Genomic DNA, 16,538 nt, shown 5'->3' on the forward strand with positions numbered 1-16,538 from the left:
GGGGCCTGCGATCACAGAATCCCGCACATTCGTCGCAGTGCGTGGCAGGAGTGGTTGACGGAGCTGCCGCGTTCCGGCGTCAGGACTTGGTGGCAGTGACGAAATACCCGCGCGGCACTCCCGGGACATCCAGCGGGACCGCGGGGGCGAACCACCGGTTCCACTCGTTCCCCGGTGCGGCCACGTCGGTGACGACCGCCGACCAGCCCAGTCGCTCACACAGACGCTCCGGGGCGTCGGTGCCGAACAGCCACGGCGCCCCGTTACGGGACATCTGTTCGAGGACCGGGGCCAGCATCACGCTGTCCAGCAGTGTCTTGCCGACGATGTCGTAGAGCAGCACCGAACCGGGCGCCGAGAGCGCGTCGACCCGCTCGAACAGCGTGTGCACGGCGCCCTCGTCCAGATACTGCAGCAGCCCTTCCATCAGCCAGACGGCAGGTAATTCCGGGTCAAAGCCGTTGGACCGCAAGGTATCGGTCCAGTCGGTGGTGAGATCGACGCCGATGGCCACCCGCCGGCAGCGCGGTTCGTCGCCGGCCAGCGCCGCAGCCTTGGCCGCGATCACCGCGGGCTGATCGAGTTCGAACACCGTGGTGCCGTCGGGCCACGGCAGCCGGTAGGCCCGGGCGTCCAGGCCCGCGGCGACGATCACCACCTGCCTGACCGGTGGCACGGCGGTGAGCAGTGCCTCATCCCAGAACCGGGTGCGCACCACGATCTGCAGCGTGGACTTGTCACCACTGGTGGCGACGGCTTCAGCGAGCATCCGCCGACCGGACTCGCCGGCCAGGCGCTCTGCGAACGGATCGTCGAAAAGCCGGTCGGGGCGGCGGGTTTCCTCGGCGCGGATTGCCGCCACCAGGACGCCGGTGTCGGCCACTGCCTGACCTGGGGTCTGTCCGGAGTTGGTCATGTCGCCATCATGCGCGTCCGGCAGTCGTCGGGTCTTGGATATTTTTGCCCCGGGATTCCCGCGCGAGCAGCTCTAGCGCGTCCGCCGAACTCGAGCCCTCCGCCGTCGTCACCACAACCAGCGATTGTTCGGCGTCGCGGGCCAGCGTGAGATTCTGCATGGTGACCGTGAGTGGTCCGGCGAGCGGATGGCGCAGGTCGTAGGAGTCCGCCTCGCAGGGCTTGACGCGGTGATCGGCCCACAGCGACACGAACTCCTCGCTCTTGACCGACAATTCACCGATCAGTGCGGACAGCAGTGCGTCGTCGGGATGCCGGCCCGCCGCCAGGCGGAGGCTGCCGACCACCGTCCGGACCTTGCGGTGCCAATCCACGTAGAGATCGCGAGTATGGGGGTCGAGGAACAGCAGCCGGGCCAGGTTCGGCCGGGTCGCCGGGTTGTCCACCGACGAGAAATCCACGTGGCCGGCCAGCAGCGCGTGTCCCAGCTCGTTCCAGGCCAGCACATCGGTGCGGCGTCCGAGCACCAGCACCGGCAGGTGGTCCAGCGAGCGCAACAGATCGCGCGTCAACGCGCTGACGTGCTCGACGGGAGGACGCCGCGGCGGCTGCGCGCGCCGTGATGCCAGCTCCCGCAGATGCGCCTGCTCGTGAACATCCAGCTGCAGAGCCCGCGCCAGCGCTTCGAGGATCGCATCCGAGGCATTGGCCGATTGCCCCTGTTCCAGCCGCGTGTAATACGACACGCTGACGCCGGCGAGCTGTGCAACTTCTTCCCGTCGCAGCCCCGCGACCCGGCGCCGCTCGCCGTACCGGGACAGACCCACATCCTCTGGATGCAGCCGACCGCGGCGGGCCCGCAGGAATTCGCCGAGTTGTCCGGTGGTCATGACCCCACTATGCCTGCGGCCTGACGAGCCGTGCCTATCCCTGCCAGGGGTAGGCACAGTGGGGCCTGGCTGAGCAGGCAGGGCGCGACCAGGCTCGGTCCCATGAACGAAATCGTTTTGGGCGACGTCAGCGTGACCCGGGTGATGGAGTATTACGGCTCGGTCCGGTTGTCGCCGCAGGAGTTCTTCCCGGAGTCCTCCGACGAGGTGTGGCGACGCAACGAGGGATGGCTGGCGCCCGACTTCTACGACCCTGGCAACGACGTCTGTGTCTCCGCCATTCAGACCTGGCTGCTGCGCAGCGAGGGCAGGACCATCCTGGTCGATACCGGGGTGGGCAATCACAAGGACCGGCCGCATGCCCCGGTCTGGCATCACCTGGACACCGATTTTCTCGGGAACCTCTCCCGGGCCGGTGTCGCTCCCGAGGATGTCGACGTGGTGATCAACACCCACCTCCATGTCGACCACGTCGGCTGGAACACCTACCTCGACGACGGCAACTGGATCCCGACCTTTCCGAACGCCACCTATCTGATGCCGTTGGCCGACTTCGATTTCTGGAACCCGGCCAACAGGGGCGGCCCGGTCGCCGGGCGGGACAACGTGTTCCTCGACAGCGTGGCCCCGGTTCATGCGGCGGGACAAACAGTGTTGTGGGAGGAGGGTTTTCAGATCGATACCAACCTCTCGCTCGAGGCGGCCCCGGGCCACACCCCGGGCTCGGCGGTGGTCAGGCTGCGGTCCGGCAGCGACCGTGCTGTTTTCGTCGGCGACATGATGCACACGGCGCTGCAGGTCGTCGAACCCGACACCAACAGCTGCTACTGCGAGGACCCCGTGCAGGCGCGGGCCACCCGGCGTCGGGTGCTGGACCAGGCCGCCGACACCAACACGCTGGTGATACCGGCCCATTTCGGCGGGCACGGCGGTGCCGAGGTGATGCGCGACGGCGACAGGTACGCGATCAAGGCGTGGGCACCGTTCGGCCGGGTGACGGAGGGTTCGTGAGGATGGACGATCCGATCGTCGGGACGGCAACCGGTGCGGTGCGTGGTCTCCAGACCCCGGACGCGCAGGTATTTCTCGGTATCCCTTACGCCACAGCACCTATGACCGCGGGCCGCTTCGCGGCGCCGATCGCCCACGAACCGTGGCGGGACCTACGCGATGCGAGCAGGTTCGGACCGACCGCTCCGCAGCCGCCCCGCAATGGGTTCGGACGCCTGGACATGTCGCCCTTCTTCGGGCCGGGCTGGGTGCGCGGCGACGACTATCTCACGGTCAACGTCTGGGCTCCGCCGAACGCGCAGCGCCGTCCGGTCATGGTGTTCGTCCACGGCGGCGGCTTCGTCGCCGGCTCCACCCGCTCGGCGCTCTACGACGGAAGCGCCTTCGCCCGTGACGGCGTGGTGCTGGTGACGGTCACCTACCGGCTCGGGATCGCCGGATTTCTGGATCTGCCCGGCGCGGTGCCCAACCGCGGGCTGCTCGATGTGCTGGCCGCGCTGGCCTGGGTGCAGACCAACATCGAGGCATTCGGCGGGGATCCCGGCAACGTCACCCTGTTCGGCCAGTCCGCGGGCGCGACGGTCGCCGCCGGAGTGCTGGGAACCCCTGGTGTGCAGTCCCTGATTCGCCGTGCAATCATGCAGAGCGGCAACGGGTTCGGTGCTTTCAGCCCGGCGCAGGCCAGGCGGGTGACCAGGGCCGCGGCCCAGTCTCTGGGCGTTGAGCCCACCGTCGCAGGCTTCGACAAGCTCTCCGACGAACAGCTCGTCGAAGTGGTTTCCGGGCTGTCCGGGCTCGATTTGCACACCGAGGAACATTTCGACCCGCTGCTGGGATTGAGCCCGTTCAGCCTGGTGCTGGCCGAGCAACCGGCGCAGCGGCTCAATCCCGAAGTGGGGCTGCTCATCGGGACCAACGCTGAGGAGGGCAACCTGTACCTGGCCCCGCAGTCGCAACTCGCCTCCACCACCCGCGACGACGTCGAGCGACTCGCCGCGCGCGCGGCCCCCGATCCCGCGAGCCTGGTCCGGCAGTACCGCTCGCGCTTTCCTCGTGCGGGCTGGGGTGAGCTGCGCGCGGCGATTCTCGGTGACGCGTTGTTCCGCTCCGGCAGTGACCGCACCGCCCGAGCCCATGAGCAACTGGCAGGCGCGGGTACCCACCGTTACGAATTCTCGTGGCGTTCAGAAGCTGTGGACGGCACGCTGGGTGCAGCCCATGCGGTCGAGCTGCCGTTCGTGTTCGACCGGATCGGACTGGAGTCATTGCGCGGCCCGGCTGCGCTGCTCGGGCCGGGCGAGCCTCCCGCCACATTGGCCGACCAGATGCACAGTGCCTGGGTCGGCTATGCCACCACGGGTGATCCGGGCTGGGCTGAATCGGTGACGCGTAGGTTCACCGGCTTGGGCTGACGCCGACATGGCTGGGCAGCCATGTGCGGCGCTGGGTGTACTGCGTCGGCGTCATGGCGGTGAACGACCGGAACTCCCGGACGAAGTGAGCCTGATCGAAGTAGCCGAGATCGGACGCGATCTCGGCACCGCGGACGTCTCCGGCGTCGAGCATCCGCAACGCAGCCTGGAATCGGCGCACCCGCAGATAGGTCTTGGGAGTCAGGCCCACCTCGGAACGGAACGACGCGATCAGCCGGCGGGCGGACAACCCGGTCAGGGCGCAGGCATCGGCGACCCGCAGGGAGGGTCGTCGTTCGGCGGCGCGCAGGACTGCCTCGACCGAAGGATCGCGGGACCGCATGCGCGCCAGGAGAAATGACTCGACCAGTGCGATCCGCGCAGGTACCGAGGACGCGTCGATCAGGCGGTCGCGCAGCGTCGACCCGGCTCGGCCCCAGATCGCTTCCAGCCCGACGCAGCTGTCCTCGAGGTCGCACAGCGGCGCCGGCAGGAACGCCGCGGCGCCGCCTGGACGGAAATGGATGGTCAGCACGGTCTGTGCCGGGTCGATCTGAGTGACGTACGAGGTGACCCCTGCCCCGGCGATGAAGGCAGCGCCGACGTCGAGGCGGGTGGTGGCGTCGGCGGCGTAGAAATCGACCTGCTCACGGGCGTCGAGATCGATGATCACCGTCGCGGCGCCGCGGGGGAGTGCCCGGCTGCGATGCGTCGAGGCCCGGGTGTTCTGCCAGTATCCGAAGAACTGGATGTGGGTGGCCAGCGCCGCGCCGGGGCGCAGCAACACCGGGCCCGGCACGTCAACTCTCCGGTTGCTGCATGCCGGCCACTGCGTCGAGCATCGAGCGCAACTGGTTGATGAGCTGGTCGGGGGACAGCGCGATCTCACCGGACAACCACGCGCTGATCGTCTGGGTCACGCCGCCGACCGCGAAATAGGAAGTGGCTCTGAGGTAGTCGTTCTCCTGCAGGTGCAGGGCATCGCCGGCGTGCTGACCGAGCAGGGTGGCGAACAGCGCTGTTGACTCGACGCGCTTGCGGGCCAGCACCTCGTTGGACAGTTTGACGCTGAACAGCAGCCGGCCGATCCGCCGATCCTGGGCGATCAGGTGCACGATGTTGGCCATCCCGGCCATGGTCTGGTCGGCCAGTGGAACGGCGGCGACGGCGGCCTGCGTCGAGGTCGCGATATCGGCGATCACCCAGTCGAAGACGGCGCCGATGAAGTCATCTTTGTCGGTGAAGCTCTCGTAGAAATACCGAGCGGCCAACCCGGCGGTGCGGCACACGGCACGCACCGTCACCTCGGCGTCCTCGGCCCCCAGGAGGTCCAGCCCCGCCTCCAGCAGCTGGCTGCGCCGCTGCGCGAGGCGGTCGGCAGCCTCGATGCCGCGGTACGGACGGACCTGCTTCACCCACACATCTTGACACCCGTCAGGCCGACAGGCCAATATCAGGAATCACACGTTCTCAGTTTTAGAAGGGGTGGCCATGACGGTCAGCGAACCGATCCCGCATGTCGAACGGGCGATGAGTGACTCGTCGCGCCCGGGGGCTGCGCCCAAGCGCCGCCGGCGAGCCGCCAGCTTCGACGACGGGCTGATGGGTGTGGCGCTGCTGGCCGGTCCGGCCAACGTGATCATGCAGCTGGCCAACCCGGGCGTCGGCTACGGCGTCGTGGAGAGTCGCGTCGACAGCGGCCGCACCGACCTGCATCCCATCAAGCGCGCGAGGACCACCTTCACCTATCTGGCCGTGGCCACCCGGGGCTCCGACGCTCAGAAGGCGGCCTACCGGCGCGCGGTCAACAAGGCCCACGCGCAGGTGTATTCCACCGAGGACAGCCCGGTGAAATACAACGCGTTCGACAAGAACCTGCAGCTGTGGGTGGCCGCGTGCCTGTACAAGGGCGGGGTCGACGTGTTCCGGATGTTCATCGGCGAGCTGGACGACGAGACCGCCGACCGTCACTACCGCGACAGTGTCACGATGGGCACCACACTGCAGGTGCCCGAGGACATGTGGCCGGCCGACCGGGCTGCGTTCGACCGGTACTGGGAGGAATCGCTGGAGCGGCTGCGCATCGACGACACCGTGCGTGGCTATCTCTATCCGATCGCGGCGGGCCGGCCCAAGAACCCCAGGCTGCCCCGCGCGGTGCAGCGCCGACTCGACGCGGTGGCGCTGCTGATCACCACGGGCTTTCTTCCGCAGCGGTTCCGCGACGAGATGCGGCTGCCCTGGGATGCCAAGAGTCAGAAGCGGTTCGACCGGCTGATCGCGGTGCTGCGCACGGTCAACGACCTGCTGCCCTCGTTCCTGCGGCAATTCCCGTTCAACGTGCTGCTCAAAGACCTCGACTGGCGGATCCGCACCGGACGGCCATTGGTGTAGTGCGGCCGGGTCGGCCAGGGTTCTGCCGCGAGCAGACAGTTAGGTACCCGAAAACCGTGGTTCGCGGGTACCGCGGCGTCTGCTCGGCGGGGGCAGATGCCAGATTCGGGGCGTACCCTCGCGCCGGTGAGCACCGGACGGACAGACACAGACAACTGGGACATCACCTCGAGCGTTGGGCAGACAGCGCTATTCGTAGCTGCCTCAAGGGCATTGGAGGCGCGGAAGGCTGATCCGCTGGCCGTCGACGAATATGCCGAGGTGTTCTGCCGCAAAGTCGGGGGCGAGTGGACGACCGCGGTCGAGGGCACCGATCCCGAGCATCCGCTGCAGACCGAATTCGGCGAGAACTTCGTCAATTTCCAGGGGGCCCGCACGAAGTACTTCGACGAGTATTTCGCCCGGGTCATCGAAGCCGGGGTGCAACAGGTGGTGCTGTTGGCGGCCGGCCTGGACTCGCGCGCCTATCGGCTGCCGTGGGTCGACGGCACCGTGGTGTACGAGCTGGACCAGCCCCGGGTGCTCGAATTCAAGCGCGACACCGTGGATCAGTTGGGGGAGGCGCCGGCGGCCGAGCGCCGCGAGGTGGCGATCGATCTGCGCGACGACTGGCCGCGGGCCCTGCAGGACAGCGGCTTCGACCCGTCGCGGCCATCGGCGTGGATCGCCGAGGGATTGTTGATCTATCTGCCCGCCACAGCACAGGAACAGCTGTTTGCTGGGATCGATGTGCTGGCGGCGCCGGGCAGCTTTGTCGGCATCGAGGAGTCGGTGCCGATGCCGGATGAGGCCTTCCAGGCCAAGCGTGCCGAAGCGGTGTCCTCCGGAGACGAGAACGCTTTTTTCACGCTCGTGTACAACCAGCAACACCAGCCGGCGGATCAGTGGTTCGGGTCGCGGGGCTGGGATGCCGTGGCGACACCGTTGCAGGAGTATCTGGCCCGGGTGGGCCGGCCCGTGCCCGATCCCGACACCGAAGCCGGCGGGATGACAGGAACTATCAGCCTCGTGTCTGCGACCAAAAGGTGAGGCAGTTCACGACCTAGCTCGAGTACGTGCCTCTCGACACTTAAGTTATGCAATGCTAACTTCAGCAAAAGTTAGCTTAGCCATACATAAGGGAGAGATTCGGGGGCTTAGTCGCTCCCGTGCACGCATATGGGTAGTGACACGCTTGCGGCTCCAACACAGGGAGCGCCCCGGCTCGATCGCGATGTGATCAGCCGCTTCGCCACATGTTGTCGTGCGCTGGGCTTGACGGTGAACGACCGGCAACGCCCGGCCGATCTCGACGCAGCCCGGACCGGCTTTGCTGGTCTGACGCGCATCGCGCATGACCACTGTGACGCCTGGACCGGCCTGGCCGCCGCGGGCGATGTGTCCGGACCGGTCATCGACGCGGTGTGGCGCACCCGGGGCAGTGCCGGCCTGCTGCAGCGGCAGATCGACCTGGCTGCCGGCGACCTCGGGTTCACCTACGACAGTGGGCTGTACCTGCAGTTCCGGGCCGTTGACGTCGACGACTTCCAGCTCGCCTATGCCGCAAGGCGCTATGCCTCGGGCGCACGCGCCGAGGCCGATGCGCTGGTGGCCGAACTGCTGGCCCGTCGCCCCGGGTGGCTGAACGCCACCTGGCTCCGGGTCGTGTTCAACCACCACTCCGAGCGCTGGTCGGACGTGGTGCGTCTGCTCACCCCGGTGGTCACCAACCCGTCGCTCGACGAGGTCGCCGCGCACGCCGCGCGGATCACGCTGGGCATCGCGCTCGCGCGCCTCGGCATGCTGGCGCCCGCGCTGTCCTACCTGGAGGACCCGTCCGGCCCGATCGCGGTGGCCGCGCTCGACGGCGCGCTGGCCAAGGCGCTGACCTTGCGTGCGCAGGGCGAGGACGAAGACGCCAACGAAGTTCTGCAGGACCTGTTCGCGGCCCACCCGGAGAACAAGCAGGTCGAAGAGGCCCTGTTGGATCCGACCTTCGGGCTGCTCATCACCACCGCCGCACGCATCGAAGCCCGATCCGATCCGTGGGATCCGGAGACCGAACCGACGGAGTCGGACTTCGTCGACCCGGGCGCCAAGGAGCGCAAGGCCCACCTGCTCGTCGAGGCCGAAGCCGAGCTTGCCGAGTTCATCGGCCTGGAAGAAGTGAAGTTCCAGGTGGCTCGGCTCAAGAGCTCGGTCGCCATGTCGATCCGCCGCCAGGAACGCGGGCTGGCCGTGGCCCAGCGCACCAACCACCTGGTGTTCGCGGGTCCTCCCGGTACCGGTAAGACCACGATCGCCCGCGTCGTCGCCAAGATCTATTGCGGCCTGGGACTTCTCAAGAAGGAGACGGTCCGCGAGGTGCACCGCGCCGACCTGATTGGCCAGCACATCGGTGAGACCGAGGCCAAGACCAACGCCATCATCGACAGCGCGCTGGACGGCGTGCTGTTCCTCGACGAGGCCTACGCGCTGGTGTCCACCGGCGCCAAGAACGACTTCGGTCTCGTCGCCATCGACACGCTGCTGGCGCGCATGGAGAACGACCGCGACCGGCTCGTCGTGATCGTCGCGGGATACCGCAAGGACCTCGACATGTTCCTCGACACCAACGAAGGTCTGCGCTCGCGCTTCACGCGCAGCATCGACTTCCCCTCGTACTCCTCGTCCGAACTCGTCGAGATCGCCGAGCGGATGGCCGAGAAGCGCGACAGCACGTTCGAGAAGGCCGCCCACGACGACATGGAGAGGCTGTTCGGTTATCTGGCCGAAGCCACCATGCCGGACGCCAACGGTGTGCCACGGCGCAGCCTCGACATCGCCGGTAACGGCCGCTTCGTCCGCAACCTGGTCGAGCGTTCCGAGGAGGAGCGCGAGTACCGCCTTGATCATTCCGACCACGATGACTTCACCGACGAGGAGATGATGACGATCACCGCCGGTGACGTGACCAGTTCGGCTGCCCCGCTGCTGCGTGGCCTGGGCCTGACGGTGCCCGAATGACCGCGCCCGGGCCTGCCGAGGACCGGCGGTCGTTCTCGTCCCGCACCCCGAACAACGAGAATCCCGACGGTGTGCAGTACCGCCGTGGCTTTGTCACCAAGAACCAGGTGACGGGCTGGCGATTCGTCATGCGCCGCATCGCTTCTGGCGTGGCGCTGCACGACACCCGGATGTTGGTCGACCCACTGCGCACGCAGAGCCGCGCGGTGTTGACCGGTGCCCTGATCCTCGTCACGGGTCTGGTCGGTTGTTTTCTGTTCTCACTGTTCCGGCCGGGTGGATCGGCGGGCAACGACGCGGTCCTCGCCGACCGGTCGACGGCCGCCCTTTACGTGCGCGTCGGTGAGCAGCTCCATCCTGTGCTCAACCTGACCTCCGCGCGGTTGATCGCCGGGAAGGCGGACAACCCGACCACGGTCAAGACCAGCGAGATCGACAAGTTCCCGCGCGGGAACCTGCTCGGCATCCCCGGTGCACCTGAGCGGATGGTGCAGACCACCCGCACCGACGCGGATTGGACTGTGTGCGATGCGGTCTCCGGCGCCAATGCCGGGGTGACGGTCATCGCCGGCACCCTCGGATCGGGCGGTGAGCGTGCCTTGGCACTGACTTCCGACCAGGCCGTGCTGGTGCACAACAGCGAAGGCCCGACCCCGGGCGACTGGTTGCTGTGGGACGGCAAGCGCAGCCCGATCGATCTGGCCAACCGTGCCGTCACCGATGCCCTCGGTCTCGGCGGACAGATCCCCACGCCGCGGCCCATCGCCGCCGGCCTGTTCAACGCCATCCCCGAGGCTCCGGCATTGACGGCTCCGCCCGTCGCCGACGCCGGCGCACCGACGAATTACGCGTTGTCGACACCCGTGCCCGTCGGTGGTGTGGTGGCGGCCTATGACGCTGACAACACCGCCCGCTACTACGCGGTGCTGTCCGACGGTCTGCAGCCGGTCTCGCCGGTGCTGGCCTCGATCCTGCGCAACACCAACTCCTACGGCCTGGACCAGGCGCCGCGGATCGGGCCCGACGAGGTGTCGCGGATGCCCGTCTCCCGGGCCATCGACACCGCCGCTTTCCCGGGCGCGCCGGTGGAGCTGGTCTCGCCGTCGACCGCCCCGGTGACCTGCGCCCAGTGGATCAAGCCGACCGGTGCGACCGAGAGCAAGCTGTCGGTTCTCTCGGGCGCGGCGCTGCCGGTGCCGGAAGGGCTGCGCACCGTCGATCTGGTCGGAGCGGGCAGCAACGGTGCCGCCAACCGGGTCGCGCTGGCCCCCGGTAGCGGCTACTTCGTGCAGACCGTCGGGGCCGAGCCGGGCTCGCCGACCGCAGGCTCGCTGTTCTGGGTGAGCGACACCGGGGTCCGGTACGGCATCGAAACCGCCGGTGACGACAAAGTCGTTGCGGCGCTCGGCCTTACCTCGCCTGCCCTGCCCATTCCGTGGTCGATCCTGACGCAGTTCGCTGCCGGTCCGACCCTGTCCCGCGGCGACGCCCTCATCGCACACGATGCGCTGTCGTCCAATGCTGATTCTGCGCGCCTGGAGGCCACCCGATGAGCAGGCTGATCTTCGAGCACCAGCGTCGGCTGACCCCGCCGACCACCCGCAAGGGAACGATCACGATCGAGCCGCCGCCTCAATTGGAGCGGATCGTCCCGCCGTCGCTGCTGCGTCGGGTGCTGCCCTACCTGATCGTCATCCTGATCGTGGGCATGATCGTGGCGCTGTTCGCGACCGGCATGCGGATGATCTCGCCGACGATGCTGTTCTTCCCGTTCGTGTTGCTCCTGGCTGCCACCGCGCTCTACCGCGGCGGCAACAAGATGCGCACCGAAGAGGTCGACGCCGAGCGCGCCGACTACCTGCGCTACCTGTCGGTGGTCCGGGACAACGTCCGTGCCCATGCCGCTGAACAGCGAGCCGCGCTGGAGTGGTCACACCCGGAGCCCGAGGCGCTGGCCGTCATTCCGGGCACCCGGCGCCAGTGGGAGCGCGATCCGCGCGACCGTGACTTCCTGGTGCTGCGCGCCGGGCTGCACGATGTGCCGTTGGATGCGGCACTGAAGGTCAAGGACACCGCCGACGAGATCGACCTGGAGCCGGTGTCGCACAGCACCCTCCGCGGTCTGCTCGACGTTCAGCGCACGGTGCGCGACGCCCCCACCGGCATCGACGTCACCAAGCTCGCCCGGATCACCGTGATCGGTGAGGCCGAGGAAGTCCGCGACGCGCTGCGCGCCTGGATCGCTCAGGCCGTCACCTGGCACGACCCGACCATGCTCGGGGTGGCGCTGGCCTCTCCCGATGTCGATGCCGCCGGTTGGTCGTGGCTGAAATGGCTGCCGCACGTTGATATTCCGTCCCAGGCCGATGGCGTGGGCCCGGCCCGGTACCTGACCACCGGTGTCAACGAGCTGCGCGGACAACTCGATTCGGCCCTGGCCGGCCGACCCGCGTTCCCTGCCGAGGCAGACCAGGCGCTCAAGCACATGCTGGTCGTGCTCGACGATCCCGAAGCCGACCCCGACGACATCGCCCGCAAGCCCGGTCTGACCGGGGTGACGGTGATCCACCGCAGCGACAAGCTGCCCAACCGCGAGCAGTACCCCGATCCCGAGCGGCCCATCCTGCGGGTCACCGAGGGTCGGATCGAGCGGTGGCAGGGCAACGGATGGCAGCCTTATGTCGACAAGGCCGACGCGATGTCGGCCGCCGCGGCCGCCCATATCGCGCGCCGGTTGTCACGCTGGGACTCCAACCCCGGCTACGTGCGGTCGACCGCCACCGGCGGCGCCACCTTCACCACACTGCTCGACATCCCGGATGCCTCGGCACTGGACGTAGCCAGCCTGTGGGCTCCGCGCAACCGCGACGACGAACTGCGGGTGCCGATCGGTGTCACCGCCACCGGTGAGCCGCTGTACTTCGACCTCAAGGACGAGGCCGAGGGCGGCATGGGCCCGCACGGCCTGATGATCGGTATGACCGGCTCCGGCAAGTCGCAGACCCTGATGTCGATCCTGTTGTCGCTGTTGACCACTCACTCCGCCGAGCGGCTCATCGTGATCTACGCCGACTTCAAGGGCGAGGCCGGTGCCGACATCTTCCGCAACTTCCCACAGGTCGTCGCGGTCATCTCGAACATGGCCGAGAAGCGGTCGCTGGCCGATCGGTTCGCCGACACCCTGCGCGGTGAGGTCTCCCGCCGTGAGCAGCTGCTCAAGGAGGCCGGCCGCCGGGTCCAGGGCAGTGCGTTCAACTCGGTCACCGAGTACGAAGCGGCCATCGCGGCCGGGCACGACCTGCCCCCGATGCCGACGCTGTTCGTCGTCGCCGACGAGTTCACCCTGATGCTCGCCGAGCATCCCGAGTACGCGGATCTGTTCGATTACGTTGCCCGCAAGGGTCGCTCGTTCCGGATTCACATCCTGTTCGCGTCGCAGACCCTGGACGTGGGCCGGATCAAGGACATCGACAAGAACACGTCGTACCGGATCGGCCTGAAAGTGGCCAGCCCCAGCATCTCCCGTCAGATCATCGGGGTCGAGGACGCCTATCACATCGAATCGGGTCGCGAGCACAAGGGCGAGGGCTTCCTGGTGCCCGCCCCGGGTGCGGTGCCGATCAAGTTCCGCAGCACCTACGTCGACGGCATCTACGATCCGCCGCGCACCGAGAAGTCGATCGTGGTGCGGGCTCTGCCGCAGCCGCAGCTGTTCACGGCCTCGCGGGTCGAGCCCGAGCCCGATACCGTGATCGTCACGAACGAGCCGGAGATCGACGTCTTGCCACCGCGCAAGCTGATCGCCACCGTCGGCGACCAGCTGGCCACCTACGGCCCGCAGGCGCCCAAGCTGTGGCTGCCGCCGCTGGACGATTCGATCGCGCTGGACGACGTGCTGGCCCGTACCGAGGTGGAGCCCGGTCAACTGCGTTGGCCGCTGGGCGAAATCGACAAGCCGTTCGAGATGCGCCGCGATGCACTGGTGTTCGACGCGAACTCGTCGGCAGCCAACGTGCTGATCCACGGTGGTCCGCGATCGGGCAAGTCGACCGCGCTGCAGACGTTCGTCTTGTCGGCCGCGGCGCTGCACTCGCCGAGCGAAGTGAGCTTCTACTGCCTGGACTACGGCGGCGGCCAGCTCGCAGGCCTGGCGGATCTGGCCCACGTCGGCAGTGTGGCCACCCCGCTGGAGCCCGAGCGCATCCGCCGTACCTTCGGTGAGCTCGAGCAGTTGCTGCGGGCCCGTCAGCGGCAGGGCGCGGTGAGCCGGGTGGGCAGCTATGCCGATGGCTACGGCGAGGTCTTCCTGATCGTCGACAACCTGTACGCGTTCAGCCGGGACAACACGGACACGTTCAACACCCGTAATCCGTTGCTGGCCAGGGTGACCGAGCTGGCCAACACCGGGCTGGCCTACGGCATCCACGTCGTGATCACCACGCCGAACTGGCTGGAGGTGCCGCTGGCGATGCGTGACGGCCTGGGCCTGCGCCTGGAGCTCAAGCTGCACGACAGCCACGACAGCATCGTGCGCGTGGTGGGTGCGCTGCGCCGTCCCGCCGAATCGGTGCCTGCCGATCAGCCGGGTCGCGGCCTGACGATGGCCGCCGAGCACTTCCTGTTCGCCGAGCCGCAGTTGAGCGACATCGCCGTCATCAACGCCCGCTACCCGGGACAGAGCGCACCGCCGGTGCGTCTGCTGCCCACCGCGCTGGCTCCGGCCGCCCTGGCGCCGCTGTACCCGGCGCCCGAGCAGGTGGTCATCGGGCAGCGTGAAGAGGACCTGGCCCCGGTCGTGGTCGACTTCAAGAACAACCCGCTGCTGACAGTGTTCGGCGATACGAGGTCGGGCAAGACCACGCTGCTGCGTCACATCATCCGGACCATCCGCGAGAACTCGCGGCCGGACGAGGTGGCCTTCACGGTGATCGACCGGCGGCTGCATCTGGTGGAGGAGCCGTTGTTCCCGGACAACGAGTACACCGCCAACATCGACCGCGTGCTGCCGGCGATGCTGGGTCTGTCGGCCCTCATCGAGAAGCGCCGTCCGCCGGCCGGTTTGAGCCCGCAGGAGCTCAGCGCCTGGCGTCAGCGGACGAGTCCGGACGGCCACGTCCACTACCTGATCATCGACGACGTGGACCAGATCCCCGACGGACCCGCCGTCAGCGGGCCGTTCGCGGGGCAGCGCCCGTGGACCAACATCGTGGGTCTGCTGGCCGAGGCTTCCGATCTGGGTCTGCGCGTCATCGTGACGGCCCGGGCCACCGGATCGGCGCACGCCGTGATGACGGCGCCGCTGCTGCGTCGCCTCAATGATCTGCAAGCGACCACGTTGATGCTGTCCGGCAATCCCGCCGACAGCGGCAAGCTCCGCGGGCACCGGTTCGCCCGGTTCCCCGCGGGACGCGGCATGTTGCTCGGCGACGGCGACGCGCCCGAGTTCGTCCAGCTCGTCAACCCACTCATCGATGACACGGCGCTGTCCGTGAACAACGGGAGAAAGGAATTCTGATGACATTGCGGGTAGTTCCGGAAGGATTGACCGCCGCGAGTGCGGCAGTGGAGGCGCTCACCGCGCGCCTGGCCTCCGCGCATGCCGCGGCCGCACCCCTGGTCTCGGCGGTGATCCCGCCTGCCGCGGATGCGGTGTCGTTGCAGACTGCGACCGGGTTCAGCGCGCACGGCGCCCAGCATTCGACGCTGGCCGCCCAGGGCGTCGAGGAGCTCGGCCGCTCGGGTGCCGGCGTCGCGGAGTCCGGTGCCAGCTACGTCACCGGTGACGCCATGGCCGCCTCGTCCTACATGACTGCGCGCGGCATCTGACATGACCGCCCCCATCTGGATGGCCTTACCGCCCGAAGTGCACTCGACGCTGCTCTCCAGCGGCCCGGGTGCCGGGCCGTTGTTGGCCGCAGCGGGGGCCTGGCAGTCGCTGAGCACCGAATACGCCTCGGCGGCAGCAGAACTCACCAGCGTGCTGGGTGGGGTGCAGGCCGGGTCGTGGGAGGGCCCGAGTTCGGAGCAGTATGTCGCCGCCCACGGGCCCTACCTGACGTGGCTGGCACAGCAGAGCGCGAACAGTGCGGCGGTGGCCGTGCAACACGAGACGGCGGCCGCGGCCTACACCACGGCAGTGGCCACCATGCCGACCCTGCCCGAGCTCGCGCTGAACCACGTCGTGCACGGCGTCCTGATCGCCACGAACTTCTTCGGTATCAACATGATTCCGATCGCGGTCAACGAGGCCGACTACGTCCGGATGTGGATCCAGGCGGCCACCACCATGGCCACTTACCAGGCCGTGTCGGGAGCCGCGGTGATGGCGGCCCCGGCCAGCACGCCGTCGCCGATGCTGCTCAAACCCGGTGTGGGGGAGGCGGGCACCGCCTCGGCCAACGCGCAGCAGATGATGGCGCAGGCCACCGCGACGGATTCCGGCTCGGCGCTGACCAATGCCGACGCGACCGCCGACAACGAGTACCCGAACCTGCCGCAGTGGCTGGTCGACTACCTCGGCAATGACTCGATGATCGGCGGCAAAGAGCTGCTGAAGTTCTTGAACGACCCGCTCGGAACCCTCCAGCAGATGCTCACCGACCTGATGACCAACCCGTCCGGTTTCCTGACCTCCTGGGGGCCTTTCCTGTTCGGTGTCATCTATCAGCTGATCTTCCAGCCAGTGGGTTGGGGCACCTGGATCGGTGTTGCCTTGTCGCCGTTCCTGGTCCCGCTTCTCGGGATTGGCCTCGCCGCACTGGGATTCCTCGATCTGCTACCAACAGACGACGTTCCGGCAGATGACGTTCCCGCCGACGCCGAGACTCCGGTGGCGCCGGCGCGGGCCGATCAAGGGTTGCCGATGGCGGGCCTGGGCCCGGCAGGCGTCGGCGCCGGTGCACCGGCGGCTCCCGCGGGCGCACCCGCTGCC

Annotated in this window: 13 protein-coding genes; 9 read left to right on the plus strand and 4 right to left on the minus strand. The window is 68.1% G+C overall.

What is annotated here, in order from left to right; translation table 11 throughout:
- Nucleotides 1-79: 79 nt before the first annotated feature.
- Both TX88_RS05335 and TX88_RS05340 read right to left on the minus strand, forming a co-directional pair.
- The gene (locus TX88_RS05335) at nt 80-916 is read right to left on the minus strand and encodes an SAM-dependent methyltransferase (RefSeq protein ID WP_044515178.1); all 837 of its coding nucleotides are present in this window, start codon (nt 914-916) and stop codon (nt 80-82) included.
- A gap of 7 nt (nt 917-923) precedes the next feature.
- Complete coding sequence (locus TX88_RS05340; RefSeq protein WP_044515181.1) at nt 924-1,805, minus strand: helix-turn-helix transcriptional regulator; 882 nt, start codon at nt 1,803-1,805, stop codon at nt 924-926.
- A 102-nt stretch (nt 1,806-1,907) separates the two neighbouring features.
- On the opposite strand from TX88_RS05340, the gene TX88_RS05345 reads away from it, so the two are divergent.
- Both TX88_RS05345 and TX88_RS05350 read left to right on the plus strand, forming a co-directional pair.
- Nucleotides 1,908-2,816, plus strand: coding sequence for an MBL fold metallo-hydrolase (locus tag TX88_RS05345; protein ID WP_044515183.1), 909 nt, complete (start codon nt 1,908-1,910; stop codon nt 2,814-2,816).
- 2 nt (nt 2,817-2,818) lie between these two features.
- Complete coding sequence (locus TX88_RS05350) at nt 2,819-4,228, plus strand: carboxylesterase/lipase family protein (protein ID WP_044515184.1); 1,410 nt, start codon at nt 2,819-2,821, stop codon at nt 4,226-4,228.
- Here TX88_RS05350 and TX88_RS05355 read toward each other — a convergent pair.
- Complete coding sequence (locus TX88_RS05355; protein ID WP_049924854.1) at nt 4,212-5,027, minus strand: helix-turn-helix transcriptional regulator; 816 nt, start codon at nt 5,025-5,027, stop codon at nt 4,212-4,214. The two genes, TX88_RS05350 and TX88_RS05355, sit on opposite strands and share 17 nt — an antisense overlap.
- Before the next feature lies 1 nt (nt 5,028).
- The gene (locus tag TX88_RS05360; RefSeq protein WP_044519125.1) at nt 5,029-5,643 is read right to left on the minus strand and encodes a TetR/AcrR family transcriptional regulator; all 615 of its coding nucleotides are present in this window, start codon (nt 5,641-5,643) and stop codon (nt 5,029-5,031) included.
- A 76-nt stretch (nt 5,644-5,719) separates the two neighbouring features.
- Here TX88_RS05360 and TX88_RS05365 point away from each other — a divergent pair, with 76 nt between their 5' ends.
- The 7 genes from TX88_RS05365 to TX88_RS05395 all read left to right on the plus strand — a co-directional run.
- On the plus strand, nt 5,720-6,622 hold the full coding sequence (locus tag TX88_RS05365; protein ID WP_044519126.1) for an oxygenase MpaB family protein: 903 nt from the start codon (nt 5,720-5,722) through the stop codon (nt 6,620-6,622).
- 126 nt (nt 6,623-6,748) lie between these two features.
- On the plus strand, nt 6,749-7,651 hold the full coding sequence (locus tag TX88_RS05370) for a class I SAM-dependent methyltransferase (protein WP_244438367.1): 903 nt from the start codon (nt 6,749-6,751) through the stop codon (nt 7,649-7,651).
- A gap of 186 nt (nt 7,652-7,837) precedes the next feature.
- On the plus strand, nt 7,838-9,607 hold the full coding sequence (gene eccA, locus TX88_RS05375; protein WP_044515188.1) for a type VII secretion AAA-ATPase EccA: 1,770 nt from the start codon (nt 7,838-7,840) through the stop codon (nt 9,605-9,607).
- Nucleotides 9,604-11,160, plus strand: coding sequence for a type VII secretion protein EccB (gene eccB, locus TX88_RS05380; RefSeq protein ID WP_044515190.1), 1,557 nt, complete (start codon nt 9,604-9,606; stop codon nt 11,158-11,160). Before eccA ends, eccB begins: the two co-directional genes overlap by 4 nt.
- A complete protein-coding gene (locus TX88_RS05385) occupies nt 11,157-15,122 on the plus strand; it encodes a type VII secretion protein EccC (protein WP_044515192.1) in 3,966 nt (1,321 codons plus the stop codon). The genes eccB and TX88_RS05385 overlap by 4 nt, the downstream gene beginning before the upstream one ends.
- Nucleotides 15,122-15,433 carry a PE family protein gene (locus TX88_RS05390; RefSeq protein WP_044515194.1) on the plus strand — a complete coding sequence of 104 codons (312 nt, stop codon included), beginning with the start codon at nt 15,122-15,124 and terminating at the stop codon, nt 15,431-15,433. The genes TX88_RS05385 and TX88_RS05390 overlap by 1 nt, the downstream gene beginning before the upstream one ends.
- Before the next feature lies 1 nt (nt 15,434).
- On the plus strand, nt 15,435-16,538 hold a 1,104-nt coding region (locus TX88_RS05395; protein WP_044515196.1), incomplete at its 3' end, for a PPE family protein.

This window comes from Mycolicibacterium septicum DSM 44393 (assembly GCF_000455325.1).
GTDB classification, from domain to species: domain Bacteria; phylum Actinomycetota; class Actinomycetes; order Mycobacteriales; family Mycobacteriaceae; genus Mycobacterium; species Mycobacterium septicum.

What these genes read in the sequence shown, in the direction of transcription:
- TX88_RS05385 (WP_044515192.1), top strand. Translation starts at nt 11,157, where the DNA reads ATGAGCAGGCTGATCTTCGAGCACCAGCGTCGGCTGACCCCGCCGACC.
- TX88_RS05365 (WP_044519126.1), top strand. Translation starts at nt 5,720, where the DNA reads ATGACGGTCAGCGAACCGATCCCGCATGTCGAACGGGCGATGAGTGAC.
- TX88_RS05340 (WP_044515181.1), bottom strand. Translation starts at nt 1,805, where the DNA reads ATGACCACCGGACAACTCGGCGAATTCCTGCGGGCCCGCCGCGGTCGG.
- TX88_RS05335 (WP_044515178.1), bottom strand. Translation starts at nt 916, where the DNA reads ATGACCAACTCCGGACAGACCCCAGGTCAGGCAGTGGCCGACACCGGC.
- TX88_RS05350 (WP_044515184.1), top strand. Translation starts at nt 2,819, where the DNA reads ATGGACGATCCGATCGTCGGGACGGCAACCGGTGCGGTGCGTGGTCTC.
- TX88_RS05390 (WP_044515194.1), top strand. Translation starts at nt 15,122, where the DNA reads ATGACATTGCGGGTAGTTCCGGAAGGATTGACCGCCGCGAGTGCGGCA.
- TX88_RS05345 (WP_044515183.1), top strand. Translation starts at nt 1,908, where the DNA reads ATGAACGAAATCGTTTTGGGCGACGTCAGCGTGACCCGGGTGATGGAG.
- eccB (WP_044515190.1), top strand. Translation starts at nt 9,604, where the DNA reads ATGACCGCGCCCGGGCCTGCCGAGGACCGGCGGTCGTTCTCGTCCCGC.